At 72.2% G+C, this 25,233-nt stretch carries 24 protein-coding genes and 2 tRNA genes; 6 read left to right on the top strand and 20 right to left on the bottom strand.

The features are described from left to right. Positions 1 to 184: 184 nt before the first annotated feature. From ACSMTC_RS22170 to ACSMTC_RS22160, 3 genes are all read right to left on the bottom strand, one after another. Positions 185 to 1,162, bottom strand: coding sequence for a ribose-phosphate diphosphokinase (locus tag ACSMTC_RS22170; RefSeq protein ID WP_436561454.1), 978 nt, complete (start codon positions 1,160 to 1,162; stop codon positions 185 to 187). 204 nt (positions 1,163 to 1,366) lie between these two features. Next, positions 1,367 to 2,830, bottom strand: a complete 1,464-nt coding sequence (gene glmU, locus ACSMTC_RS22165) for a bifunctional UDP-N-acetylglucosamine diphosphorylase/glucosamine-1-phosphate N-acetyltransferase GlmU (RefSeq protein ID WP_436561453.1) — start codon at positions 2,828 to 2,830, stop codon at positions 1,367 to 1,369. A gap of 154 nt (positions 2,831 to 2,984) precedes the next feature. Beyond that, a tRNA-Gln gene (locus ACSMTC_RS22160) sits at positions 2,985 to 3,055 on the bottom strand. Between the two features lie 221 nt (positions 3,056 to 3,276). On the opposite strand from ACSMTC_RS22160, the gene ACSMTC_RS22155 reads away from it, so the two are divergent. From ACSMTC_RS22155 to ACSMTC_RS22145, 3 genes are all read left to right on the top strand, one after another. Beyond that, positions 3,277 to 4,236: an acyl-CoA desaturase gene (locus tag ACSMTC_RS22155; protein WP_436564766.1), complete on the top strand. Its 960-nt coding sequence runs from the start codon at positions 3,277 to 3,279 to the stop codon at positions 4,234 to 4,236. A 200-nt stretch (positions 4,237 to 4,436) separates the two neighbouring features. Beyond that, positions 4,437 to 5,039, top strand: coding sequence for a TetR family transcriptional regulator (locus tag ACSMTC_RS22150; RefSeq protein WP_280701072.1), 603 nt, complete (start codon positions 4,437 to 4,439; stop codon positions 5,037 to 5,039). Between the two features lie 139 nt (positions 5,040 to 5,178). Continuing rightward, positions 5,179 to 5,673 (top strand): MarR family winged helix-turn-helix transcriptional regulator, encoded by a 495-nt coding sequence (locus ACSMTC_RS22145; RefSeq protein WP_436561452.1) that lies wholly within the window; start codon positions 5,179 to 5,181, stop codon positions 5,671 to 5,673. A 98-nt stretch (positions 5,674 to 5,771) separates the two neighbouring features. On the opposite strand, the gene ACSMTC_RS22140 is transcribed toward ACSMTC_RS22145, so the two are convergent. The 6 genes from ACSMTC_RS22140 to ACSMTC_RS22115 all read right to left on the bottom strand — a co-directional run bounded on the left by ACSMTC_RS22140 (position 5,772) and on the right by ACSMTC_RS22115 (position 10,667). Further along, positions 5,772 to 6,644, bottom strand: coding sequence for a LuxR C-terminal-related transcriptional regulator (locus ACSMTC_RS22140; RefSeq protein WP_436561451.1), 873 nt, complete (start codon positions 6,642 to 6,644; stop codon positions 5,772 to 5,774). A gap of 197 nt (positions 6,645 to 6,841) precedes the next feature. Then, entirely contained in the window at positions 6,842 to 7,810 is a 969-nt protein-coding gene (gene galE, locus ACSMTC_RS22135) for a UDP-glucose 4-epimerase GalE (RefSeq protein WP_436561450.1), read from the bottom strand. Further along, a complete protein-coding gene (gene galT / locus ACSMTC_RS22130; RefSeq protein WP_436561449.1) occupies positions 7,807 to 8,910 on the bottom strand; it encodes a galactose-1-phosphate uridylyltransferase in 1,104 nt (367 codons plus the stop codon). Before galT ends, galE begins: the two co-directional genes overlap by 4 nt. 283 nt (positions 8,911 to 9,193) lie before the next feature. After that, complete coding sequence (locus ACSMTC_RS22125) at positions 9,194 to 9,862, bottom strand: LuxR C-terminal-related transcriptional regulator (RefSeq protein ID WP_436561448.1); 669 nt, start codon at positions 9,860 to 9,862, stop codon at positions 9,194 to 9,196. Between the two features lie 212 nt (positions 9,863 to 10,074). Continuing rightward, positions 10,075 to 10,147: transfer RNA gene (locus ACSMTC_RS22120), tRNA-Thr, on the bottom strand. A 121-nt stretch (positions 10,148 to 10,268) separates the two neighbouring features. Continuing rightward, complete coding sequence (locus ACSMTC_RS22115) at positions 10,269 to 10,667, bottom strand: winged helix-turn-helix transcriptional regulator (RefSeq protein WP_436561447.1); 399 nt, start codon at positions 10,665 to 10,667, stop codon at positions 10,269 to 10,271. 146 nt (positions 10,668 to 10,813) lie between these two features. Between ACSMTC_RS22115 and ACSMTC_RS22110 the strand changes: the two genes are divergently transcribed. After that, entirely contained in the window at positions 10,814 to 11,410 is a 597-nt protein-coding gene (locus ACSMTC_RS22110; RefSeq protein ID WP_436561446.1) for a flavodoxin family protein, read from the top strand. A 40-nt stretch (positions 11,411 to 11,450) separates the two neighbouring features. Here the strand turns inward: ACSMTC_RS22110 and ACSMTC_RS22105 are convergent, their stop codons facing one another. Further along, positions 11,451 to 12,827 carry an MFS transporter gene (locus tag ACSMTC_RS22105; protein ID WP_436561445.1) on the bottom strand — a complete coding sequence of 459 codons (1,377 nt, stop codon included), beginning with the start codon at positions 12,825 to 12,827 and terminating at the stop codon, positions 11,451 to 11,453. 458 nt (positions 12,828 to 13,285) lie between these two features. On the opposite strand from ACSMTC_RS22105, the gene ACSMTC_RS22100 reads away from it, so the two are divergent. Next, the gene (locus ACSMTC_RS22100) at positions 13,286 to 15,124 is read left to right on the top strand and encodes an FUSC family protein (protein WP_436561444.1); all 1,839 of its coding nucleotides are present in this window, start codon (positions 13,286 to 13,288) and stop codon (positions 15,122 to 15,124) included. Between the two features lie 7 nt (positions 15,125 to 15,131). Here the strand turns inward: ACSMTC_RS22100 and ACSMTC_RS22095 are convergent, their stop codons facing one another. From ACSMTC_RS22095 to ACSMTC_RS22085, 3 genes are all read right to left on the bottom strand, one after another. Beyond that, positions 15,132 to 15,272 (bottom strand): hypothetical protein, encoded by a 141-nt coding sequence (locus ACSMTC_RS22095; protein WP_436561443.1) that lies wholly within the window; start codon positions 15,270 to 15,272, stop codon positions 15,132 to 15,134. Between the two features lie 78 nt (positions 15,273 to 15,350). Continuing rightward, positions 15,351 to 17,159 carry an ABC-F family ATP-binding cassette domain-containing protein gene (locus ACSMTC_RS22090; RefSeq protein WP_436561442.1) on the bottom strand — a complete coding sequence of 603 codons (1,809 nt, stop codon included), beginning with the start codon at positions 17,157 to 17,159 and terminating at the stop codon, positions 15,351 to 15,353. 75 nt (positions 17,160 to 17,234) lie between these two features. Beyond that, positions 17,235 to 17,870 carry a hypothetical protein gene (locus ACSMTC_RS22085; RefSeq protein WP_436561441.1) on the bottom strand — a complete coding sequence of 212 codons (636 nt, stop codon included), beginning with the start codon at positions 17,868 to 17,870 and terminating at the stop codon, positions 17,235 to 17,237. A gap of 126 nt (positions 17,871 to 17,996) precedes the next feature. Between ACSMTC_RS22085 and ACSMTC_RS22080 the strand changes: the two genes are divergently transcribed. Continuing rightward, a complete protein-coding gene (locus tag ACSMTC_RS22080) occupies positions 17,997 to 18,338 on the top strand; it encodes a DUF6191 domain-containing protein (RefSeq protein WP_436561440.1) in 342 nt (113 codons plus the stop codon). Positions 18,339 to 18,433: 95 nt separating this feature from the next. On the opposite strand, the gene ACSMTC_RS22075 is transcribed toward ACSMTC_RS22080, so the two are convergent. The 7 genes from ACSMTC_RS22075 to rsmI all read right to left on the bottom strand — a co-directional run bounded on the left by ACSMTC_RS22075 (position 18,434) and on the right by rsmI (position 25,138). Further along, positions 18,434 to 19,345 carry a 4-(cytidine 5'-diphospho)-2-C-methyl-D-erythritol kinase gene (locus tag ACSMTC_RS22075; RefSeq protein WP_436561439.1) on the bottom strand — a complete coding sequence of 304 codons (912 nt, stop codon included), beginning with the start codon at positions 19,343 to 19,345 and terminating at the stop codon, positions 18,434 to 18,436. After that, positions 19,342 to 20,226 carry a 16S rRNA (adenine(1518)-N(6)/adenine(1519)-N(6))-dimethyltransferase RsmA gene (gene rsmA / locus ACSMTC_RS22070; protein WP_436561438.1) on the bottom strand — a complete coding sequence of 295 codons (885 nt, stop codon included), beginning with the start codon at positions 20,224 to 20,226 and terminating at the stop codon, positions 19,342 to 19,344. The genes ACSMTC_RS22075 and rsmA overlap by 4 nt, the downstream gene beginning before the upstream one ends. Positions 20,227 to 20,254: 28 nt before the next feature. Next, the gene (locus ACSMTC_RS22065; protein WP_436561437.1) at positions 20,255 to 20,854 is read right to left on the bottom strand and encodes a Uma2 family endonuclease; all 600 of its coding nucleotides are present in this window, start codon (positions 20,852 to 20,854) and stop codon (positions 20,255 to 20,257) included. An 85-nt stretch (positions 20,855 to 20,939) separates the two neighbouring features. Beyond that, entirely contained in the window at positions 20,940 to 21,818 is an 879-nt protein-coding gene (locus ACSMTC_RS22060; protein WP_436561436.1) for a TatD family hydrolase, read from the bottom strand. Further along, positions 21,818 to 23,437 (bottom strand): methionine--tRNA ligase, encoded by a 1,620-nt coding sequence (metG, locus tag ACSMTC_RS22055; protein WP_436561435.1) that lies wholly within the window; start codon positions 23,435 to 23,437, stop codon positions 21,818 to 21,820. Before metG ends, ACSMTC_RS22060 begins: the two co-directional genes overlap by 1 nt. A gap of 106 nt (positions 23,438 to 23,543) precedes the next feature. After that, positions 23,544 to 23,951 (bottom strand): hypothetical protein, encoded by a 408-nt coding sequence (locus tag ACSMTC_RS22050; RefSeq protein ID WP_436561434.1) that lies wholly within the window; start codon positions 23,949 to 23,951, stop codon positions 23,544 to 23,546. 338 nt (positions 23,952 to 24,289) lie between these two features. Next, a complete protein-coding gene (rsmI, locus tag ACSMTC_RS22045) occupies positions 24,290 to 25,138 on the bottom strand; it encodes a 16S rRNA (cytidine(1402)-2'-O)-methyltransferase (RefSeq protein WP_436561433.1) in 849 nt (282 codons plus the stop codon). Positions 25,139 to 25,233: the final 95 nt, after the last annotated feature.

Raw genomic sequence — 25,233 nt, 5'->3', positions numbered from 1 at the left:
CGGCAGACGGGACTGCAATCGGCCAAACCACGGCCGAGGCAGCGCGTCGATCACGGATCAGGTACCCGTACGGGCACACGACATCCCTCGCCGAGCAGTCTCAAGAGTCTAACCGCACCCCCCAGCGAGCACGAAATCGGCCCCGGCGCCGGAAGGCGCCGGGGCCGTTCGTGCGGCTACCCGATCAGTGCACGCCCTCGAACAGGCTGGTGACCGAGCCCTCCTCGAAGACCTCGCGGATCGCGGCGGCGATCGACGGGGCGATGGAGAGGGTGGTCACCTTGTCGAGCTGGAGCTCGGCCGGGGTCGGCAGGGTGTTGGTGAAGACGAACTCGCTGACCCGGGAGTTCTTCAGGCGGTCGGCGGCCGGGCCGGAGAGCACACCGTGGGTGGCGGCCACGATGACGTCGGCGGCGCCGTTCTCGAACAGCGCGTCGGCGGCGGCACAGATGGTGCCGGCGGTGTCGATCATGTCGTCGACCAGGACGCAGACCCGGTCCTTGACGTCACCGACCACCTCGGCCGAGAGGATGGTGTTGGCCTGGGTCATGTCGCGGCGCTTGTGGATGATCGCCAGCGGGGCGTCCAGGCGGTCGCACCACTGGTCGGCGACCTTCACCCGGCCGGCGTCCGGGGAGACCACGGTGAGCTTGTCGTTGGAGACCTTCTGGCCGATGTAGTCGGCCAGCAGCGGCAGCGCGAACAGGTGGTCCACCGGGCCGTCGAAGAAGCCCTGGATCTGCGCGGTGTGCAGGTCCACGGCCATCAGGCGGTCGGCACCGGCCTGGCGCAGCAGGTCGGCGACCAGGCGGGCCGAGATGGGCTCGCGGCCGAGGTGCTTCTTGTCCTGGCGGGCGTAGCCGTAGAACGGCAGGATCGCGGTGATGCTCTTGGCGGAGGCCCGCTTCAGAGCATCGATCATGATCAGCTGTTCCATGATCCACTGGTTGATGGGAGCCGTGTGGCTCTGCATCACGAAGCAGTCCGCGCCGCGGGCGGAGTCCAGGAAGCGGACGTAGATCTCACCGTTGGCGAAGTCCAGGGCCTTGGTCGGAACGAGCTCGGTGCCGAGCGCCGCCGCGACCTCCCTCGCCAGTTCGGGGTGGGCACGGCCGGAGAAGAGCTTCAGCTTCTTCTCACCCGACGTCGTGATCCCGCTCACTGCACCGTCTCCTCGCGTTGCTGCCGCTCATGGACCCGCCGCGTCCGCGCCAGGCAGGCGCCCGGCCGGTGGTCAACGGGGGATTGGGAGTACGCCCGGACACGGGCATTCAGCCCAGTGGCGCACGTATGTACTCCAGGTTACGCGTCCCGGCGGGAAGCGTGGGCCCCGGGCTCGTACTCCCCAAGATCCACCGTCGTCCGCTCAGTCCTCGACCGTAGCGGCAGCCTCACTCGCCGCAGCGGCGGCACGCGCGGAGTCGGTGCCGGGGCGCTTGCGCTCCACCCAGCCCGCGATGTTGCGCTGCTGCGCCCTGGAGACACCCAGCGCGCCGGCCGGGACATCGGTGATGATCACCGATCCGGCGGCGGTGTAGGCGCCGTCCCCGATCGTCACCGGGGCGATGAACATGTTGTCGGAGCCGGTGCGGCAGTGGGATCCGATGGTGGTGCGGTGCTTGTTCACGCCGTCGTAGTTGACGGTGACCGAGGCCGCGCCGATGTTGCTGCCCTCGCCGATCGTGGTGTCCCCGATGTACGACAGGTGCGGCACCTTGGAGCCCGCGCCGACCTCGGAGTTCTTGATCTCCACATAGGTGCCGGCCTTGGCCTTGCGGGCCAGCTTGGTGCCCGGACGCAGGTACGCGTACGGCCCGACCGAGGCCGCCTCGCCGATCTCGGCGCCGACCGTGGTGGCGTTGCTCACATGGGCGTCGGTACCGACCAGGGTGTCGGTCAGGGTGCAGTTCGGGCCGACCTCGCTGCCCTCGCCGAGGTGGGTGGCGCCGTGCAGCTGGGTGTTCGGCCGCACGACCGCGTCCGGCTCGTACGTCACCTGGACGTCGAACCAGGTGGACGCCGGGTCCACCACGGTGACGCCCGCGCGCATCGCGCGCTCGACCAGCCGGGCGTTCAGGATCCGCCGGGCCTCGGCCAGCTGGACCCGGTCGTTGATGCCGAGGATGTCGCGGTAGTCGTCCGCGACCACCGCGCCGACCCGGTGGCCCGAGGTGCGCAGGATCTCCAGGGTGTCGGTGAGGTACTCCTCGCCCTGCGAGTTGTCGGTGCTCAGGCGGCCGAGCGCCTCGGCCAGCAGCTTGGCGTCGAAGGCGAAGACACCGGAGTTGATCTCGTCGATCGTCCGCTGGGCCTCGCTGGCGTCCTTCTCCTCGACGATCGCGGCGACCGAGCCGTCGGCCTCGCTGCGCAGGATCCGGCCGTAGCCGAAGGAGTCCGGGACGACCGCGGTGAGGACGGTCACACCGTTGCCCTGCTCGGCGTGCGCCGCCACCAGCGCGGCCAGCGTCTGGCCGGTCAGCAGCGGCGCGTCGCCGGTGGTGACCACCACGGTGCCGTCCGGCTCGATCCCGTCGGCCGCCAGCGCCTCCAGCGCGGTGCGCACCGCGTGACCGGTGCCGTTCTGCTCCAGCTGGACGGCGGCACGCACGCCCTCGTACCGCTCCGCCAGGTGCTGCTCGACCTGCTCGCGCATGTGACCGACCACCACGACCAGGTGCTCGGGGGTCAACTCCTGGGCGGCCGCGACCGCGTGACCCACCAGCGTGCGCCCGCAGATCTCGTGCAGCACCTTGGGCAGGCGCTTGGACTTCATCCGGGTCCCGCCACCAGCGGCGAGCACGATGACGGCGGCAGGGGTGTTGGCGCTCACGCGGGAGGCTCCTCGGTCGTTCGTGGGGAGGGATCGGCACGGCGGGCCCGAGCCACGGATCCGCACCCAGGCAGACCTGAGGATAGTGCGATCACGGCCGACCGGAGTTGTCCCCCGGCCCGCTCAGCGCTCGGCCGGGGGGTTGCACGGTGTGCTCCCGGAGGAGGATTCGAACCCCCATAAGCTGGACCAAAACCAGCTGTCCTGCCCTTAGACGATCCGGGACGGACGGTATCTCGCCACCCGCAGGGGACAGCGCGGTCCACAGCCTACGGGGTTCCAGCCCGGGCATCCACCACCAATCGCAAAGAACCCGGCACTCCCCGTACCCACACCGGTCCCGGCTCGCGCCGCGACACGTCCGCCAGAGCCGCCCCGCACTACCTACGATGCCGTAGGTTACGGTCACGTAGGTTTCGCTGCTCCCACAAGGACCGCATATGACCATGCAGGCCAGCGAAGCGCCCCCGGAGCCGTCCGGGGCCGCCGCCATCACCCAGCTCTCGGCCACCAGAGGCGGCGAGCGGCAGGGCCCCGTCGAGCGGATCTCACTCGCACTCTTCATCTGCGTACCGTTCCTGGCCCTGCTGGCGGCGGTGCCGGTCGCCTGGGGCCGCGGGCTCGGCTGGCGGGACCTGGCGATCACCGTGGTGATGTACTTCCTCACCTGCCACGGCGTCACCGTCGGCTTCCACCGCTACTTCACCCACGGCGCCTTCAAGGCCAACCGCCCGCTGCGGATCGCCCTGGCCGTGGCCGGCAGCCTGGCCGTCGAGGGCCCGCTGGTCCGCTGGGTGGCCGACCACCGCAGACACCACCGCTTCAGCGACCGCCAGGGCGACCCGCACTCGCCCTGGCGCTTCGGCGAGACCGTCCCCGCGCTGGTGAAGGGCCTGTGGTGGGCGCACACCGGCTGGCTGTTCGACGCCGAGCAGACCCCTCAGCTCAAATACGCCCCCGACCTGGTCAACGACCCGGCGATGCGGCGGATCTCCCGGCTGTTCTGGCTCTGGACCACCATCTCCGTACTGCTCCCCCCGCTGGTCGGCGGGCTGCTCTCGCTCTCCTGGGAGGGGGCGCTGACCGCCTTCTTCTGGGGCTCGCTGGTCCGGATCGCGCTGCTGCACCACGTCACCTGGTCGATCAACTCCATCTGCCACGCGGTCGGCGCGCGCCCGTTCCGGTCCCGCGACCGCTCCGGGAACGTCTGGTGGCTGGCGGTGCTCTCCTGCGGCGAGTCCTGGCACAACCTGCACCACGCCGATCCCACCTCCGCCCGCCACGGCGTGCTGCGCGGACAGCTCGACTCCTCGGCCCGGCTGATCCACTGGTTCGAGCGGGCCGGCTGGGTCCACGACGTGCGCTGGCCCGGCCCGGAGCGGATCGCCGCCCGCCGCACCGGGTGAGCGAGCCCGTCGTCGAGAGGTGCGCCGAATCGAGCTGGGGCATGAGCCGCTCCCTGCAGCATGATGTAGGGGTGAACGGGAGCAACGGAGACAGCGCAGGCGGCCAGCACCGGACCTCGGGAGCGGGGGCCGCGAGCCCCGAGGCCCCCCGTACTCGCTCCGCCGCACCCGCCCGCCCCGCGAAGGGCGGCCGGGTCCGGATGACCGGCAAGCAGCGCCGCGAACAGCTGCTGGACATCGGCCGCTCGGTCTTCGCGGAACGCGGTTATGACGGCACCTCGGTCGAGGAGATCGCCGAGCGGGCCGGGGTGTCCAAGCCCGTCGTCTACGAGCACTTCGGGGGCAAGGAAGGGCTGTACGCGGTCGTGGTCGACCGCGAGATGCAGCTGCTGCTCGACATGGTGACCGGCGCACTCACCGGCGGGCACTCCCGCGAACTGCTGGAACAGGCCGCCTTCGCGCTGATGGACTACATCGACACCTCCACCGACGGCTTCAAGATCCTGGTCCGGGACTCGCCGGTGGCCCAGTCCACCGGCACCTTCGCCTCGCTGATCAGCGACATCGCCACCCAGGTGGAGGACATCCTGGGCCTGGAGTTCAAGGCGCGCGGCTTCGACCCCCGGCTGGCTCCGATGTACTCCCAGATGCTGGTCGGCATGGTCGCGCTGACCGGCCAGTGGTGGCTGGAGGTGCGCAAGCCACAGAAGGCCGAGGTCGCCGCCCACCTGGTCAACCTCGCCTGGCACGGCTTGGAGGGGCTGGAGCGCCATCCGAAGCTGGTCGGCGAGCGGAAGCAGTAGCCGGGGGCTCCCGGCAGGAGCTTCCGGCCGGGGCGGCCAGGTGATTGGTGGGGATACGGGAGGTTTTCCCGATGTCGGGAGTGTTCATCTTGACGTCAAGAGGCTTCATATCGACACACCCACCGATACACTGATCCACATGGAGGACGAGGTCGACCGTCTGGTCGCAGCATGGCGTCGCGAACGCCCTGACCTCGACGTTGGGCCACTGGAGGTGCTCAGCCGGGTCAGCCGGCTCGCGCGCCACCTCGACCGAGCCCGCCGCACCGCCTTCGCCGAGCACGGTCTCGAGCCCTGGGAGTTCGACGTCCTGACCGCCCTTCGCCGGGCCGGCTCCCCCTACCAGCTCTCCCCCGGCCAGCTGCTCACCCAGACCCTGGTGACCTCCGGCACGATGACCAACCGGATCGACCGGCTGACCGGGAAGGGCCTGGTCAAGCGGCTGCCCGACCCCGACGACCGGCGCGGTGTGCTGGTCCGGCTCACCGATGACGGCCGCGACCGCGCCGACCAGGCGCTGGCCGGTCTGCTCACCCACGAGCGCGCCCTGCTCGCCGAGCTCAGCCCCACCCAGCAGCACGACCTCGCCACCCTGCTCCGGCAGCTGGTCGCCCCCTTCGACAGCGCCGGGTGACGCGCCCTCAGCGGCATGGGGGTGCTCCCTTCGCGTGATTCCCGGCCCCCGGGTGCCGCGCGGGCCTTCCCTGAAGGGCGAGCCCCCGTACGGGGTGCCTACGCCCGGGCGGAGTTGGCGGCGGGGAGGGGCGGTTCCGAGGGGCTGACGCCTGCCCGGCGGGCGACCGCGACGGCGGCGAGGGTGGAGTGGACGCCCAGTTTGCCCAGGACGTTCTGCATATGGGTGCGGACGGTGTGCGGCGAGAGGTACAGCCGCTCGGCCACCGCCTGCCGCCCCAGCCCGGCCACCATGCAGCGGAGCACCTCCTCCTCACGGGGAGTCAGCGTCTCCACCAACCGCTCGCTCTCGGTACGGTCACGCCGGGCGGAGGTCAACTCCCGCACCACACCGGTCAGCAGCGCCGGCGGCAGATGCGTCTCACCCCGCAGCACTCCCCGGATCACCGCCATCAGCCGGGGCAGCGAACTGTCCTTGGCCACCCAGCCGCAGGCCCCCGCCTGCAGCGCGCGCACCGCCCGCCCGGTGTCGTCCTCGGTGGCGAGCACGATCGCCCGCAGCGCGGGGTGGTTGCGGCAGGCCCGGGCGAGCAGGGCCAGCCCGTCCGCGGCCTGAGCGGCACCCGGGGCCGCCACCGGGGGAGCCGGGACGCGGTGCGGTCCGCTCAGCGTCAGTCCGGGCGGCCGGCGGGCGGGCACGGCGACGGGGAACTGTCTGGCACCGGGCTGCGGCTCGGCCTCGGCGAACGTCCGCGGACGGCGCGGCGGCGGACCGGCCGGGCTCAGGTCGGCGTCGATCAGGACCACGTCGAAGGCCCTGCCCTCGGCGGCGGCCCGCTCCAGCGCGCGTTCGGCCGCGAGTGTGCTGCCGGCCGCACCGACCTCGACGTCCGGTTCGGCGGCGAGCGTGGCCGCCAGCGCTTCGGCGAAGATGCGGTGGTCGTCGACCACCAGGACCCGGATCCGCCCCATCGTCGTACCCCCCTGCTCAGGCGCCCGACCCCCACAGGTACCGCACTCAGGGTACGGCGCGCGGGGCGACTCGGCGGAGGTTTGGGGAACTTTCGGCCCTTGCCCCGCGCGACGTCAGGATGTACTGAACCAGACTACGCCCAAGCCGGGTTGATGCTGTGTCAGATCAGCCGCGCCGAGCCCGCGCCGGGCTCCCGTCAGGAGGCCGCGCCCTCCTGCGCCAGTGCGAAGGCCCAGGCGTCGGCGACGATGTCGTCCAGCAGCGGGCGGGCGGGGCGCCAGCCGAGCAGCTCGTGGGCCCGCTGCGCCGAGGCGACCAGCACGGCGGGGTCGCCGGGGCGGCGCTCGGCGGTGACCACCGGGATCTCGCGGCCGGTGACCCGGCGCACCGACTCGATCACCTCGCGGACCGAGAAGCCGCTGCCGTTGCCGAGGTTGCACACCAGGTGCTCGCCCGGCCTGGCGGCGTCCAGGGCCAGCAGATGGGCCTCGGCGAGGTCGGCGACGTGGATGTAGTCGCGGATGCAGGTGCCGTCGGGGGTCGGGTAGTCGTCACCGAAGACGGCGATGTGCGGGCGCCTGCCGAGAGCGGCCTGGAAGACCAGCGGGATCAGGTGCGACTCCGGCTCGTGCCGCTCACCGTGGGAGCCGTACGCCCCGGCCACGTTGAAGTAGCGCAGGCTGACGGCGGCGAGGCCGTGGGCGGCGCACTCGCCGGCGATCAGGTGGTCCACGGCGAGCTTGGTGGCGCCGTAGGTGTTGGTCGGGGAGGTGCGGGCGGTCTCGGCGATCGGGACGCCCTCGGGCTCGCCGTAGACGGCGGCGGTGGAGGAGAAGACCAGCCTGCGCACCCCCGCCTTGCGCATCGCGCTGACCAGTTCGAGCGAACCGGCCACGTTGTTGCGCCAGTACTTCTCCGGGTCCGCGACCGACTCGCCGACCTGCGAGGAGGCGGCGAAGTGCAGCACCGCGTGGTACGAACCGTCCAGCACCTCGGCGGCGTCCTGGATCCGCCCCCGGACGAACTCGGCGCCCGAGGGCACGCCCGCCAGGAACCCGGTGGAGAGGTCGTCGAGCACGGTGACCTGGTGGCCGGCTTCCAGCAGGTGGGCGGCGACCACGCTGCCGACGTAACCGGCCCCGCCGGTGACCAGGTACTTGTTCACGATGCGACCTCCCGCAGGCGCTGTGCCGCCGCCTCTGGCGACACGTCGTTGACGAACGCGTCCATTCCGGATTCCACCCCGGCCAGGAACTTGAGTTTGCCCACCGTACGCCGGATCGTGAACAGCTCCAGGTGAAGCGCGAGTTCGTCACCCCCAAGGGTGGGCGCCTGGTGCCAGGCCGCGATGTACGGCGTCGGTGCGACCGGGGCAGTGTGCCCCGCCCGCATGAAGAGCCGGTCAAAACGGCGCAGCAGTTCGAGGTAAAGCTTGGGAAACTCTGAGCGTTCGGGCTCGGTCAGCCGGGTCAGGTCGGCGACCCTGCGGTTGGGGTAGAGGTGGCACTCGTACGGCCAGCGGGCCGCGTACGGGACGAAGGCCGTCCAGTGCTCGCCCGCGAGGACCAGCCGTGCGGGGTCGGCGAGTTCGGCGGCGAGCAGGTCCTCGAAGAGGTTGCGGCCGGTGCGGGCGCGGTGGGCGGCGGCCTGCTCGGCCATCCGGGCGGTGCGCGGGGTGGTGAACGGGAAGGCGTAGATCTGGCCGTGCGGGTGGGCCAGGGTGACGCCGATCTCGGCTCCCCGGTTCTCGAAGCAGAAGACCTGCCGGACGCCCGGAAGAGCGGAGAGTTCGGCGGTCCGGTCGGTCCAGGCGTCCAGCACCAGGCGGGCCTTGGCCTCGGTGAGGTCGGCGAACGAGAGGTCGTGGTCGGCGGTGAAGCAGACCACCTCGCAGCGGCCGGTGCCGGGCGACGAGAGGTGCAGCGGGCCGGTGCCGACGACAGCGGCGGCCGCCGTGCCGAGGGCCAGGGCGGGGAAGCGGTTCTCGAAGACCGCGACGTCGTAGTCGGCGGCGGGGATCTCGCTCAGCCGGCCGTCCCTGGAGGGGCAGAGCGGGCACTCGTCGGCCGGCGGGTGGTAGGTGCGGGCCTGGCGGTGGGCGGCGATGGTGACGTGGTCGCCGGTCACCGGGTCGCGACGCACCTCGGACCGCGGGGCGACGGGGTCCAGCGGGCGCAGGTCGGGGGCGCCCCGGGGCGCGGCGTCGTCCGCGTCGAAGTAGATGAGCTCGCGACCGTCCGCGAGCTTGGTCGTGGTCTTCCTCACGGCCTCGCCTTCCTCGCAGGATGGAAACACAATCCAACACAACCAACCACAAGTCAACATGTGAGGATGTGCGCCGAGGCATACGGGACTTCTCACTCCGCCGATTGCCCGCGCGACCGGCCCGGCGCGGGCCGCACGGCCGGGCTCCCCCGCCGCACTCTCAGCGCGGACACCTCGGCCGGCCGGGGGCGGAGACGGCGCATCCGGCGCGCGACCAAGACACGGGCCGCCCACGATCCGCTGCTTCCGCCGGACACCCGAGGACCTGGCCCCGGGAACATGCTCAGCCGCGCGGCGCCCGGTCCAGGAGGCCGGTGCGGGCCGCGACTGCGGTGGCTTCCAGGCGGGTACGGGCGCCGAGCTTCATCAGGACCCGCTGGACGTGGGTACGGGCGGTACTGGGGGCGATGCCCATACCGGCGGCGATGGCGGCGGTGTCCTCGCCCTCGGCGATCCGCAGCAGCACCTGGACCTCACGCCGCGTCAGCAGCCTGAGCAGCCGCAGCGCGTCGTCGTCCGGCTCCGCCGCCGGCCGGAGCAGCCGCTCGAAGGCGCCCTGCAGGACGTCCACGGCGACCGCCGCCTCCCCGGCCCGCACCCGGGTGATGGCCCGCTCCACGACCTCGATCCGCTCGTCACTGCGGACGTAGCCGGCGGCTCCGGCCGCGAAGGCGGTCGCGACCCGCCCGGGTTCGCCGACCGGACCGAGGACCACCACGGAGATCTCGGGACGCTCCCGGCGCAGCCGCCGGACGGGCTCGAAGGCGTCCGGCTCGCCCGGCCCCGCCACACCGAACAGGCAGACCTCGGGGCGGCGCCCCACGATCAGTTCGCCGACCGTCCGGGACGGCGAGCCGATCGCGAGCACCCGGTGCCCGCGCAGCTGCAGGGCCGCCGCCAGCGCCTCCGCCAGCAGCCGGTGGTCGTCGACCACCACGAGCCGAACGCCCATGGCGCCCTCCCAGTCCCCGTCCGGCCGGCCCACGGAACCGCCGCACGGCCGACCGCCAATGACCCACCATCACAGCGCATACCGAGCCGGGACCGCTAGGCCGCATGCCCCCACAGGCCATGCGGCGCGACCGGCGCGGAACGTGCCGACGGAACCGGCGATGTGAAACGACGAAGGCCCCCGCCTTGCGGCGAGGGCCTCGTGCTCTGCTGAGCCCCCAAACGGAATCGAACCGTTGACCTTCTCCTTACCATGGAGACGCTCTACCGACTGAGCTATAGGGGCCTGTCCTGCGGGCTTTTCCGTCCCGCTCGAACGAGGAAGACATTACCCGGTCAGCGGCCCGAAAGTGAAATCGACCCCTGCGGACGGCCGCACCGCGCCCGGATCACCCGCCGGGGCGGCCTCAGTCGGTGGCACAGGGGCAGCGGGACTCGTCGAACGCCGCCCGGGCCTCCAGGACGGAGCCGCTGTGCTCCTCGACCCACTCGGCGACCGGAACCAGCCGCTCGGCAAGCGAGTGGCCCAGCGACAGCAGGCCGTACACCACCCTCGGCGGCGTCTCGGGGTGGACGGTGCGCCGCACGAGCCCGCTCCGTTCGAGCTCGCGCAGGGTCTGGGTGAGCATCTTGCGGCTCACTCCGGTGACAGACCTTTGCAGTTCGGAGAACCGCTGTTCACCCAGCTTGTGCAGGCTGAGCAGGAGAAGCAGCGACCACTTGTCAGCGAGCTCGGCGAAGACGTTCCGACTCGGACAGAAGGCGGCGAAGACGTCGTAATCGGAGTGCTGCTGCTGGATGGCCATGTGACCCAGGGTACGCCGACGGTCTCCGATCAGTACTTGGTAACCAATAGAGACTTGGTCTACATTGGAGACCGAAAGGCCGGGGAGCGGCTCATCACCCTCCCCGGTCCTCCCGTTCGTCACGACGTCACAGGAGTCATCCCGCCATGACCACCGCCACCCCCACCGTCGCCATCGCCTACCACTCCGGCTACGGCCACACCGCCGTCCTCGCCGAGGCCGTTGCCCGCGGTGCCGCCGCCGGTGGGGCCGAGGCCGTCCTGATAGCCGTGGACGCCATCACCGACGAGCAGTGGGCCCAGCTGGACGCCGCCGACGCGATCGTCTTCGGCTCGCCGACCTACATGGGCACCGCCTCGGGCGCCTTCCACACCTTCGCCGAGGCCTCCTCCAAGCGCTGGTTCGTCGACGCCTGGCAGGGCAAGCTGGCGGCCGGCTTCACCAACTCCGCCTCGAAGAGCGGCGACAAGATGCACACCCTGCAGTTCTTCACCATCCTGGCCGCCCAGCACGGCATGCAGTGGGTCAACCTGGGCCTGAAGCCCGGCTGGAACAGCACCACCGCCTCCGAGGACGACCTCAACCGCCTGGGCTTCTTCCTCGGCGCCACCGCGCAGAGCAACAACGACCAGGGCCCGGAGGGCGTCCACAAGGCCGACATCGCCACCGCCGAGCACCTGGGCGAGCGCGTCGCCAAGCAGGCCGCCGTCCAGCTCGCCGGCCGCGCCGCACTGGGCATCTGACGGACCGGTAGGCAGCACCCCGGGCTCGGGGGCCGCACGATCAGCGCTCCACGGGGGTACTCGGCTGGTCGTGCGGCTCCCCGCGCTTCTGGCGCACCACCACCGCCCCGAGGGCGAGCGTCCGCGTCTCCGTCAGCGCGCGCAGACAGAGCAGCGACACCACCCCGATCCCGGCCATGTACCAGCCCACCGGCTCCGCCGTCCCGTACGCCCCGGTGAGCTGGGCCGCCACCAGCGGCGCCGTCGCCCCGCCGACCACCCCGCCGATGTTGAAGGCGAGCGAGGCGCCCGTGTACCGCACCCGGGTCGGGAACAGCTCCGGCAGGTAGGCCGCGACCGGCCCGTACAGGCACCCGAGCACCGCCATCGCGCTGAGCACCCCGAGCGCCACCAGCGGCGTGCGCACCGTCTCCAGCAGCGGGAAGAGCACCAGCGAGCAGCCGATCGCGAACACGGTGGCCAGCTGCAGGATCCGGCGCCGGCCCCAGTGGTCGCTGCGCCCGGCGCAGTACCAGGCCGCCGCACCCTTCACCACCGCGCCGATCAGCAGCAGGGTCAGCATCAGCCCCCGGCCGATCCCCAACTGCTCGGTGGCGTACGCCAGTGCGTAGGTGGTGGTCAGGTAGAACAGCGCGTACCCGATCATGATCCCGCCGCCCGCCAGCAGCACCGTGCGGCCGTGCTCGCGCAGCACCTCCGCGGCCGGCACCCTGGCCCGCTCGGTCTGCCGCGCGAAGACCGGGGTCTCGGAGATCCGCAGCCGGACGAACAGCCCGACCGCGACCAGCCCGACCGAGGCGAGGAACGGCACCCGCCACCCCCAGTCGGCGAAGGTCTGCTCGCTCAGCACCTCGGAGAGCAGCAGGAACACCCCGGTGGCGGTGAAGAAGCCCAGACAGGGCCCGAGTTGCAGGTATCCGCCGTACCGGCCGCGCCGCTCGGGCGGGGCGTTCTCGGCGAGCAGCAGCGCCGCGCCGCCCCACTCCCCGCCCAGCCCGAAGCCCTGCAGGGCCCGCAGCAGCACCAGGGCCACCGGCGCCCAGATCCCCCAGGACCGGTAGCCGGGCAGCACGCCGACGGCCACCGTCGAGAAGCCCATCAGCAGCAGCGAGACCACCAGGGTCGTCTTGCGGCCCAGCCGGTCGCCGAAGTGCCCGAACACCAGGGCGCCCAGCGGGCGCCCCACGAAGGCCACCGAGTACACCGAGAAGGACGCCAGCAGCCCGCCGGCGCGCCCGAGTTCCGGGAAGAAGACCTTGCCGAAGACCAGTGCGACGGCCGTCCCGTAGATGAAGAAGTCGTAGTACTCGATCGTGGTGCCGATCATCGCCGAGGCGGCGACCGGGCGCAGGTCCGGTGCGCCCGTTGACGGTTGTCGGGACGATACGTCAGGAGTGCTCTCTGGTGCAGGAGTCATGCCACCCACGGTGACTCCACCGGCACCTTGGGTGACATCAGGCACACGGGTGAACCGGGAGTGCACGAACCGCCGCCCGCCCGGGGGATGCACCGAGCCGCCGGTCCCCGGGGAGCGGGAGTGCAGCGACCCGCCGACCTCCGCAAGCAGAGGGCCGAGGCGGCCCCCGCAAGCACGACCGGGAGCCGGACGGTCCGTCAGCCACTTCGCCGACGCCGTCGAAGATTCCGCCGCTCAGGCGCCGATAGACTTGCCGTGACCCGGTTCACCCGGTCCGACCTCATCTGCCGCGCAATGTCGCACAGCAGCGACGTCCGCCGCCCTCGTGGGCGGGCCAGGACATCAGCGGAAGGCATGTGACCCCCTTGTCAGCCCCTGGACCCTCAGGACCCGGCAGCCCTCCCCCCGACCGCTCGCCCGCGTGGTGGGCCCGGGCCGCCCGGCCGGTCAGACCGCCGATGCCCCGGGCGCTGATGGTCCGGGCCGCCCTCGGGATGGGGACCCCGCTCTTCCTCGGCCTGCTGCTGGACCGGCTCGACCTGGGCGTCTTCGCCGGTCTCGGCGCGATGCACGCGACCATGAACGACCGCGTCGAACCCACCCGGCTGCGCGCCCCGAGGATCGCCGCCGCCCTGCTCGCCTCCTCCGTCGGCATGCTGATCGGCACCGCCCTCCAGCACGCGGGCAGCGGCCCCTTGACCGTCGGCCTCGCGCTGACCGCCGTCGCCTTCGCCTCGGGCGCGATCAGCGCCACCGGGCCCCGGGGCTCGGCCGCCGGCATGCTGCTGCTGGTCTCGGCCTCCCTCGGCGGCGGTATGGCGCCGCCGCACCCGTGGTGGGCGGCGCCGCTGATGATGCCGGTCGGCGCGGCGTACGTGGTCCTGCTCGGGCTGCCGCGCCGCGCCCACGGCACCTTCCCCCGCTCCGACCCGCGCCGCCGGGCCCTGGCGGCCGCGTACGAGGCGCTCGGCGACACCCTCGCCGCACTCGGTACGCCGCAGGGCGCGGCCCGCCGCCAGGTGCTCACCGCCCGGCTCAACCAGCTCCAGGACCTGCTCCCGCACACCCGCCCGGGCCGTCAGGAACCGGACCACGTCCAGCGGTTGCGCCGGATGTACGAGGCCGGGCTCGCCGCCACCGAGACCGCCACCGGCCTGCTCTGGGCCTGGCGCCCGGTCCCGCCCGCCGTGGCCGAACTGCCCGGGAAGCTGGCCCGCGCGGTACTCGGCGGCCCGCAGCCCGAATACCCCGACTGGGAGCCCGCCACCCCGGCCCACAAGGCCCTGGACGCCGCCCTGCGGGCCGCCACCGACACCGTCGCGGGCCGCCCCGCCGAACTCGGCACCGCGCCCGTACCGCCCCCCGACCCCTGGCGGCTTCGGGTCCGGCTGTTCTCCGCGGGCTCGGTCCGGTACGGCGTGCGGGTCGCGCTCTGCATCGCGGTCGCGGAACTGACCACCGCCGTACTGCCGCTCAACCGCAGCTACTGGGTGCCGATGACGATCGCCTTCGTCCTCAAGCCCGACCTCGGCTCGGTCTTCCTGCGGGCCGTCAGCCGCTCGGTCGGCACCGTGCTCGGCGTGGCGGTGACCGCCGCGCTGCTCCTGACCACCACCGACAAGTGGGCGCTGGCACTGATCGCCTCCGGCTGCGTGGCGCTGCTGCCGTACTCGGCGGCCGCCCACTACGGGCTGAACACCGCCGTGATCACCCCGATGGCCCTGATCCTGGTCCAGCTCGGCGGGGAGAGCGGGGTGGCCGAGTTCTGGCCCCGGGTGCTGGACACCGCCCTGGCCAGCCTGATCGTGCTGGTCTTCGGCTACCTGCTGTGGCCCGAGCGACCCCCGCACCGGATCGAACCCAGGCTGGTCACCGCGGCCACCGCGCTGCGCGCCTACCTGGCCTCGGTGGTCGAGTCCCCGCAGGCACCGGTCGCCGAGGTCTGGCTGCGCCGCACCGCCTACCGGGCCCTGGCCGACGTCCGCCAGGAGGTGCGGCAGGGACTCACCGAACCCCCGCCCGCCGGACGGCTCGCCGCCCAGTGGCTGACCGCGACCGCCGCCCTGGAACGCCTCAGCGGCGCGGTCGCCGCCTACGCCGCCCAGATCCGCTACGGCGGCCGGACCCCCGAACCGGCCGAGATCCAGCGGGTGTTCGACGCCCTCGACCACCTCACCGCCGCCGCCCGCGCCCACCAGCCGCCCACCGGAAAGGCCGCCCGGCCGACCGGACCGCACGATCCCTCGCGCAGCGCGATCGGCCGGGCGGCCGACGAACTCGACGTCCTGCTGGGCTGACGACCGGTCAGCAGCAGCCCCCGCTGGAGCCGCCGTCCTGGTGGACGGCCGGCGCGGGCATTGGAGCCGCCGAGCCGGGCATCGCCGTGAACAGCAGCCCCAACCCGGCCAGCACCCCGACGGCAGCGGCGACAACGGACTTGCGCATCACGAGCCTCCTGGAACTCCGACGAACGGTCGTCCGAGTCAAACCCGGTGGGCCCGAGCCGTCAACGGCGCGATCCGGTCAGACCTGCTCGGCCAGCTCCAGCCAGGCCATCTCCAGCTCCTCCTTCTCCTCGCGGACCTTGCGCAGCCGGCCGTCCAGCTCCGCGACCTTGGAGAAGTCGGCGGCGTGCTCGGCGAGTTGGGCGTGCAGCTTGGACTCCTGGTCGTCCAGCTTGGCGATCTGCCGCTCCAGCTTCTGCATCTCCTTCTTCGCCGCCCGGACGTCCGCGGCGGACTTCTCCGCCACCGGGGCCGCCGGTACCGCGGCGACCGCCGCCGAAGCCGCCGACTCGGCCAGCTTCAGTCGCCGCTCCAGGTACTCGTCCACCCCGCCCGGCAGCATCCGCATCCGCTGGTCGCCGAGCAGCGCGTACACGGTGTCCGTGGTCCGCTCGATGAAGAACCGGTCGTGGCTGATCACGATCATCGACCCGGGCCACCCGTCCAGCAGGTCCTCCAGCTGGTTCAGGGTCTCGATGTCCAGGTCGTTGGTGGGCTCGTCCAGGAACAGCACGTTGGGCTCGTCCATCAGCAGCCGCAGCAGCTGCAGCCGCCTGCGCTCACCACCGGACAGGTCCCCGAGCGGGGTCCACTGCTTGTCCTTGCCGAAGCCGAACTGCTCGCACAGCTGACCGGCGCTCATCTCCCGGCCCTTGCCGAGGTCCACCCGGCCGCGCACCTGCTCCACCGCCTGCAGCACCCGGGTCTGCGGGTCCAGCTCGTGCACCTCCTGCGAGAGGTACGCCAGCCGCACGGTCTTGCCCACCTTGATCACACCGCCCGAGGGCTGCACATCGCCCTCGGTGGCGAACGCGATCTGCATGGCCCGCAGCAGCGAGGTCTTGCCCGCGCCGTTGACACCGAGCAGGCCGATCCGGTCGCCGGGGCCGAGCTGCCAGGTGAGCCGCTCCAGCAGGAGCTTCTCCCCGGCCTTGACGGTCACGTCCTCCAGGTCGAACACGGTGCGGCCCAGCCGGGCGTTGGCGAACTTCATCAGCTCGCTCTTGTCACGCGGCTCGGGGACGTCGGCGATCAGCGCGTTGGCGGCCTCGATCCGGTAGCGCGGCTTGGAGGTGCGGGCGGGGGCGCCGCGGCGCAGCCAGGCCAGCTCCTTGCGGGCCAGGTTCTGCCGCTTCTGCTCCTCGGTGGCCTCGATCCTGGCGCGCTCGGCACGGGCGAAGACGTAGTCGGAGTAGCCGCCCTCGTACTCGCGGACCTCGCCGCGCTGGACGTCCCACATCCGGGTGCAGACCTGGTCCAGGAACCAGCGGTCGTGGGTGACGCAGACCAGCCCGGAACGGCGCTTCTGCAGGTGCTGGGCGAGCCAGGCGATGCCCTCCACGTCCAGGTGGTTGGTGGGCTCGTCCAGCACGATCAGGTCCGGCTCGCCGAGCAGCAGCTTGGCCAGCGCGATCCGGCGGCGCTCACCACCGGAGAGCGGCCCGATCACGGTGTCCAGGCCGTCCTTGAAGCCGGGCAGGTCGAGACCGCCGAACAGGCCCTGGATGATGTCGCGGATCCGGCTGTCGCCGAGCCACTCGTGGTCGGCGCGGTCCGCGATCACCTCGTGCCGGATGGTGGCCTTCGGGTCGAGCGAGTCGTGCTGGGTGAGCACCGCCATCTGCAGCCCGCCGGACCAGGTGATCCGGCCGCTGTCCGGCTCCTCCAGCTTGGCGAGCATCCGGATCAGGGTGGTCTTGCCGTCACCGTTGCGGCCGACGACGCCGATCCGGTCACCCTCGCTGACGCCGAGGCTCACGCCGTCGAGCAGGGCCCGTGTGCCGTAGACCTTGGTGACGGACTCGATGGTGGCGAGGTTGACGGCCACTGCTGCTGCGCTCCTGGGAGGGGTCGGGAGTGTTCTCCGAGCTACCAGCCTAGTGGTCGCCGTCCCCCGGGTGGACTAGAAGAAGATCGCCCCGATCGCACCCAGCGCCAGCGCCCCGAACAGGCTCAGCATCGCGGCCGCCCCGCAGAACACGAACAGGCCGAGGAGCAGCGGTATCAGCGTCCCCCAGGGCTGCGGGTTGGCCCGCAGCGGAACGCCCTTCTCGACCTTGACCCTCCGAGGCCCGGCGGCCGGGAGCATCAGCAGGAACGAGGCCCCGCAGAGGATGCCGAAGATCCCCGCCAGGTCCATCCCCGCGTTCAGCACCCCGGGCTGGACGTAGCCGCCGCCGTCCGTGCGCCGCAGCTCGGCGGGCTTGCCGACGTCCACCCGGGCGTCGGTGATGTGCGCGGCCGGGTCGGTGGGCGAACCGTCGTGCGGGACGAAGGGGCCCTGGCAGACGCGCTGGCGGCCCTTCCCCGCGCCCACGGTGTGGCAGTGGGCAGCGGTGAAGGTGCCCGGCGTGCCGGACGTCCCGGACGTGTAGCGGAGCTCGTCCGCCGGGAAGCGCACCAGCCAGCCGGCCAGCGCCAGCACCCCCACCGCGAACAGTGTGCCGACCGCCGTCAGCAGCCGGCTGGGCCCTGGGTCCTTCGCCGGCACGCGCCGCGCTCCGGCGTTCTCCTCCGCACCTGCGGCCTGCTGTTCCATCCCCGTACCTCCCGTGTTCCGGCGGGAGCGTAGCGGGGCTTTCCGACAGCCTCAGCACGGCGGTCAAAGTAATATCCTGAACAAGATCCAGCGGAACGGCCTCCCGCGCGCGGGCGTTCCCCACTCATGGTGCGCTTACTGACCGGGCCGTTCGCGGTCCTGCTGATCGTGGTCCCGCTCTTCCTGGCGGCCGCCGTGAAGACGGCCCTCGCCCGCGCCCAGCGCCGGGGGCTGCTCCCCGGCCGGCTGGCGGTGTACGCCGAGCCCGGTACGCGGGGCGCCGGGGCGACCGCCACCGAGGAGCTGCACGCCCTGCTCTACCCGGGCAAGCGGGTCCAGCTGGAGGAACGGCGGATCGCCCTGGTGCTGCGCGACGACGAGCACGACGGCGCCCCCAAGCGCACCGGTATCGACCTCGCCGCGGGCACGGCCAGGATCAGCAGGCCGTCCGGCACCGAGCTGCCCTGAGCCACCGGCGGCGGGCTCCCGGCTGTACCGAGCGGCCCTGAGCCACCGGCGCCCCCACTCTCCCGGCGGGACGGGACCCCTGCCGCCCCGGATGCTCAGTGCACCCGGGCGCCGGGCACCGGACCGTACGTAGCGTGAGCGGCCCGGCAAGTCCCCGAAGCCTCGAGGGACTTGGCGATGGCGGCCGCCGCTTCCGCGTCCTTCGCCAGGAACGCGCAGGTCGGCCCCGAGCCGGAGACCAGAGCGCCGATCGCCCCGGCCTCGGTGCCGGCCCGCAGGGTGTCCGCCAGTGCGGGGCGCAGCGAGATCGCCGGAGCCTGCAGGTCGTTGGTGAGGGCGGCGGCCAGTGCGACCGGGTCGCCGTCGGCGAGTGCCGCGAGCAGTGCCGGGTCGGCGTCCGGGGTGGGGACGTCGGCCTCCGAGGAACCGGTGCCCGCCTCCTCGCGCAGCCGGTCGCACTCACGGAAGACGGCCGGGGTGGAGAGGCCGCCGTCGGCGACCGCGAAGACCCAGTGGAACGCACCGGAAACCGGCAGCGGCTGCAGGATCTCGCCCCGGCCACGGCCCAGCGCGACCCCGCCGACCAGCGCGAACGGCACGTCCGAACCGAGCTCGGCGGCGAGTTCCAGCAGCGTCTCGAACGGGGTGTCCAGGCCCCAGAGCGCATCGCAGGCCACCAGCGCGGCGGCGCCGTCCGCGCTGCCGCCCGCCATCCCGCCCGCGACCGGGATGGCCTTGGCGATGTGCAGCCGGACGTTCGGCGTGAAGCCGTGGTGGGCCGCCAGCAGGCGGGCCGCCCGGGCGGCGAGGTTGCTGTCGTCCAGCGGCACGCTCGCGGCGTCCGGCCCGCTGCAGGTGAGCGTGACGCCCTCGCCCGGCTCGGCCGTCACCTCGTCGCCCAGGGCGACCGCGAAGAAGACGTTGGCGAGGTCGTGGAAGCCGTCGGCCCGCAGACCGCCGACGCCCAGCTGGACGTTGACCTTGGCGGGCACCCTCACCTTGATCACTGCTGGTGCGCCTTCGGCTTGTGCTCGGCGATGGCCGCGAACTGTTCCACCGTCAGCATCTCGCCGCGCAGCTTGTGGTCGATCCCGGCGGCGGCCAGCGCCTGCTCGGCGGCGGCCGGGGAGCCGGCCCAGCCGGCCAGCGCGGCCCGCAGGGTCTTGCGGCGCTGGGCGAAGGCGGCGTCCACCACGGCGAACACCTCTTCCCGGCTGGCGGCGGTCTTCGGGGGCTCCCGGCGGATCAGCGAGACCAGGCCGGAGTCCACGTTCGGCGCGGGCCAGAAGACGTTGCGGCCGATCGCCCCGGCCCGCTTCACGTCCGCGTACCAGTTGGCCTTGACCGACGGCACGCCGTACACCTTGTTGCCGGGCTTGGCGGCGAGCCGGTCGGCGACCTCGGACTGCACCATCACCAGGGTGCGCTCGATGCTCGGGAAGGTGGCCAGCATGTGCAGCAGCACCGGGACGGCCACGTTGTAGGGGAGGTTGGCGACCAGCGCGGTCGGCGCCGGGCCGGGCAGCTCGGTGACCTCCATGGCGTCGGAGAGCACCAGGTTGAACTTCTCGGCCTTCTCGGGCATCCGGGCCGCGACCGTGGTCGGCAGGTGCTGGGCCAGCAGCGGGTCGATCTCCACCGCCGTGACGTGCCTGGCGACCTCCAGCAGTGCCAGGGTCAGCGACCCGAGCCCCGGCCCGACCTCCACCACCGCGTCCTCGGGCGTCACCTCGGCGGCCCGGACGATCCGTCGCACGGTGTTGCCGTCGATGACGAAGTTCTGCCCACGCTGCTTGGTCGGCTTCACGCCGAACGCCTCGGCCAGCTCGCGGATGTCGGAGGCGCCGAGGAGGTGGCTGTCGGAAGGGGTGGGGTCAGTGCTGCTCACGCGCCAAGGATACGGGCGGGAGCGGTGGTCAGAGTTCGACGGCCTTCCCGAGGTCGATCTCGACGGGGTAGGGCAGCTCGGTGCGGAGCACGTGCTCGTGCTGGGCGACCGGGAGGTAGACGCCCTTCTCCTCGTCACGGTGGAACTCGTGGACGACGGGGAGGTTGTCGATGCCGCGCTCGACCCGCCAGTAGTAGGGGATCTTCTTCTCGGCGTACTGCGCGGGCTTGCGGAAACGATCGGTGGCCCGCGAGCCGGGCGAGACGACCTCGACCGCGAGAACTACGGACTCCACTGGAAGGCACTCCGGCTCGAAGACATCAAGCCCGGTCCTGTCGAAGACCACGACGTCCGGCTTGCACGTGTTGTGCTCGTCGAGTAGGACGCAGCTCTCGACGCTCCCCGCGTATGACTCGACCCGGGCGCCGCGCAGGGCGTTGTACAGCGCGTTGCGCACCTGGTCATGCCACATGCTCGCCAGACCCCTCGGCACGATGACTCCGTCCACCAGCTCCCAGTCGAACGGCAGGTCGAGGTATTTGACCTGCTCGTACGTCCAGCCCTGGGACGGTGCGTTCATCCAGTCGATCGGCTCGGCGGTCATCGCCACCTCCCTCACTGCACTCATGCTAGCCAGCATGGCGGCGCGCCGAGGGTGCCGAATCGTCTCTCCACAATCCGATCTTCGTGCGAGTCGCGGTCGCGCCGGTACCTCAGTACCCGAACGCCCGCGCCGTGTTCGCCGCGATCGCGGTCGCCAGCTCGTCCTCGTGCAGGCCGAGCGTCGCCGCCATCGAGCGGACCGTGACCGGGATCAGGTACGGCGCGTTGGGACGGCCCCGGTACGGGTGCGGGGTGAGGAAGGGGGCGTCGGTCTCGACCAGGATCCGGTCCAGCGGGGTGGCGGCCAGGGCGTCCCGCAGCGGCTGGTTGGCCTTGAAGGTGACCGGCCCCGCGAAGGAGAGGTACCAGCCGTGCTCGGCGCAGACCTTGGCCATCTCGGCGTCACCGGAGTAGCAGTGGAAGACCGTGCGCTCGGGGGCGCCCTCCTCCAGCAGCACCGCGATGACGTCCTCGTGGGCGTCCCGGTCGTGGATCACCAGGGCCTTGCCGTGCCGCTTGGCGATCTCGATGTGGCGGCGGAAGGACTCCTTCTGCAGGTCCACGCCCTCCGGCCCGGTACGGAAGTAGTCCAGCCCGGTCTCGCCGACCGCCTTCACCTGCGGCAGCGCCGCCAGCCCGTCTATCTCGGCCAGCGCCGCGTCCAGCGCGGTCATGCCGCCGGCCGGGCGCCGCTGCCCGGACCACCCGTCGGGGTCGCCGAGGAAGATCCTCGGCGCCTCGTTGGGGTGCAGCGCCACGGCGGCGTGCACCTGCTCGAACTCCTTGGCCAGGGACGCCGCCCAGCGCGAGCCGGGCACGTCGCAGCCCACCTGGACCACCGTGGTCACCCCGACCGAGGCGGCCTTGGCCAGCCCCTCGGCGGGAGTGCCGGACTGCATGTCCAGGTGGGTGTGCGAGTCGGCCACCGCCACCGCCAGCGGCTCGGGCAGCGGCGGCGGGGTCGAGCGGTCGTCCCTGTTGTCGGCCATCAGGCGGTCGGCTTCTCTTCCAGACGGGGGAACAGGATGTCGCCCTTGGTGACGGTGGACCCGGCGGGCAGCCGGCCCCAGTCGGCGACGGTGGCGATGGTCTGCGCCTCCAGCGCGCCCAGCGACTCCTGGGCGCCCAGCGAGTCCCACAGCTTCTGCGCGGCGACCGGCATCAGCGGGTTGAGCAGCACGGCGGTGGCCCGCAGCGCCTCGGCGGCGGTGTAGAGGATGCTGGCGAGGCGCGCCTGGCCCTCCTCCGATCCGTCCTTGGCGACCTTCCACGGCTCCTGCTCGGTCAGGTAGCCGTTGACCAGCTTGATGAAGTCGAAGACCGCCGCGATGCCGCCCGCGAAGTCCAGCTCCTCGCCGATCTTCCGGTCGGCCAGCCCGGTGGCCTTGACCAGCGCGTCGGCGACGGCCTGCTCGGCCTCCCCGTGCGCGGTGGCGGCGGGCAGCGAGCCCTCGAAGTACTTGCCGACCATGGCCGCGACCCGCGAGGCCAGGTTGCCGAAGTCGTTGGCCAGCTCGGAGGTGTACCGGGCGGTGAAGTCCTCCCAGGAGAACGAGCCGTCGGTGCCGAACGGGATCGCCCGCAGGAAGTAGTAGCGGTACGCGTCCACGCCGAAGTGCGAGGTCAGGTCGGTGGGCGCGATACCGGTCAGGTTGGACTTGGACATCTTCTCGCCGCCGACCATCAGCCAGCCGTTGGCGACGACCCGCTTGGGCAGCGGCAGCCCGGCGGCCATCAGCATCGCGGGCCAGATCACCGCGTGGAAGCGCAGGATGTCCTTGCCCACCAGGTGCACCGAGGCCGGCCACAGCTGCTCGAAGCGCGCCTGGTCCGCCCCGTAACCGGCGGCGGTGATGTAGTTCTGCAGCGCGTCCACCCACACGTACAGCACGTGCTTCTCGTCCCAGGGCAGCGGCACGCCCCAGTTGAAGGTGGACCGGGAGATCGAGAGGTCCTGCAGGCCCTGCTCGACGAAGCGCAGCACCTCGTTGCGGGCCGAGGCGGGCGCGATGAAGTCGGGGTTCTCGGCGTAGAACTCCAGCAGCTTCGGGCCGTAGGCGGACAGCCGGAAGAAGTAGTTCTCCTCCTCCAGCCACTCGACCGGACGCTTGTGGATCGGGCAGAGCTTCTCGTCCTCGCTCGCGCCCGGCAGCAGCTCACCGGGGAGCTTGTACTCCTCGCAGCCGACGCAGTACGGGCCGGAGTAGCCGCCCTTGTAGATCTCGCCCTTGTCGAACAGGTCCTGGACGAACTCCTGGACGCGGTCGGTGTGCCGCTCCTGGGTGGTCCGGATGAAGTCGTCGTTGGCGATGTTCAGGTGCTGCCAGAGCGGCTTCCACGCCTCCTCGACCAGCCTGTCGCACCACTCCTGCGGGGTGACGCCGTTGGCCTCGGCCGTGCGCAGGATCTTCTGACCGTGCTCGTCCGTACCGGTCAGGTACCACACTCGCTCGCCGCGCTGGCGGTGCCAGCGGGTGAGCACGTCGCCCGCGACGGTCGTGTACGCGTGGCCCAGGTGCGGGCGATCGTTCACGTAGTAGATCGGGGTGGTGACGTAGTACGCCGAGTCCGGGCGCTCGGTGGTGCTGTGGTCTTCAGTGGCCGCCATGCTCAGAAATCTTAGTCGCGCGAAGGAACCACCCTCGACCGACTTGTTCGAGGGTGGCTCCTTCGTACACGGATGCGTACCGCGGCCCTCCGCCGCGCGGGACGGTTCAGGCGGCGCTGGAGAACATGCTCCGCACCCACGCGCGGAACCCGCGTCGCACCCGGACGGGGCGGTCGACCGGCGCGTCATCCGGCTCGGCGTGCCTGGCGTAACCGGGACCGTGGTGCCAGGACTGCTCGGCGCTGGCGACCCGGCCGGCCCTCATGATCCGCACCTTGTGCCCGCCGCAGCCCGGGCAGGTGGGCTGGAGCAGCGGCGACGGCACCCGGACACCGTTCGCGTGGTACTCGAACACGGTGTGCCCGTCCTTGGACACGTGGTGCTCGATCTCGTACGCCTGCTCCCAGCCGTAACCGCAGCTCAGGCAGGCGAACGAGTAAGCCTCCCGGACGGTCTCCACGGGGGTGGCCGGCCTGCTCGTCAGGCCGAGCCCGGCCGACCCGGTGTCGCGCACTGCACTACCACTCAGAGGGCTACCGATCGTCTCGCTCATAGCCGTCTCCCAGCGCCCGCCGGACACCCGTCCGGCTCGGGTCTTTCCCTCTCAGGGAATGCCCGGGACATGCCTTCCGCTACCCGGCTTGCCAAGTCTTGGCGCCGAATTGGAGAGGGCTGTAGAAAGCCGCGTACGACCGACGGATCGGGGGCACGTCCCGGCGCTTCCTTCCAGGGTAGGACCGGCTCAGGGCTCCGGCACCCGCATCCTGAGCTGCGACGTTCGGGTGAACCCGGCCCGCGGGTCGGCGCCGTGCCCGGACCGGCCGGCCGTGGGACCGGCGGCGGCCCCGCCCCCTACTGCCGGGCGGTCTTGGCCGCCACCACCGCGTCGAAGACCTCCCGCTTCGGCAGCCCGAGCTCCACCGCCACGGCCGCGATGGCCTCCTTGCGGCGCTCCCCGGCCTCCTCGCGGGCCGCCACCAGCTCGGCCAGCTGCGCCGGGCCGTACTCCTTGGGCGCGGCCGGCGGAGCGCCCGCGACCACCACGGTGATCTCGCCCTTGACGCCGTCCGCCGCCCACCGGGCCAGCTCGTCCAGCGGGCCGCGCCTGACCTCCTCGTACGTCTTGGTCAGCTCGCGGCAGACCGCCGCCGGACGGTCCGCGCCGAACGCCTCCGCCATCGCGGCCAGGGTCTCGGCGATCCGGTGCGGGGCCTCGAAGAACACCATGGTGCGCGGCTCGGCGGCGATCTCCGCCAGCTGCCTGGACCGGTCGCCGGACTTGCGCGGCAGGAAGCCCTCGAAGGTGAACCGGTCCACCGGCAGGCCGGACAGCGCCAGCGCGGTCAGCACCGCGGACGGGCCCGGTACCGCGGTCACCTTGATCTCGGCGTTCACCGCGGCGTCGACCAGCCGGTAGCCCGGGTCCGAGACCGAGGGCATCCCGGCGTCCGTCACGAGCAGCACCCGCGCGCCGCCCCGCAGCGCCTCCACCAGCTCGGGCGTCCTGGCCACCTCGTTGCCCTCGAAGTACGAGACCACCCGCCCCGCCGGGGTGACCCCCAGCGCCTGGGTCAGCCGGCGCAGCCGCCGGGTGTCCTCGGCGGCGATCACATCCGCGGTGGCCAGCTCGGTCAGCAGCCTGGGCGGCGCGTCCGAAACATCACCGATGGGCGTTCCTGCGAGAACCAGTACTCCTGTCACACCCCCATCCTCCCAGAGCGGACACTCCCCCGGCCGCACACGGTTCGGCCCACCTGACGGCGCGCGCGGAAGACCCCGCGCCCGCGCCGCCGTTG

This window comes from Kitasatospora sp. HPM-01-4, assembly GCF_051374625.1.
Classification (GTDB): Bacteria; Actinomycetota; Actinomycetes; order Streptomycetales; family Streptomycetaceae; genus Kitasatospora.
The sequence above is the reverse complement of the archived record's forward strand: the minus strand, read 5'-3'. Positions and strand labels throughout refer to the sequence as shown.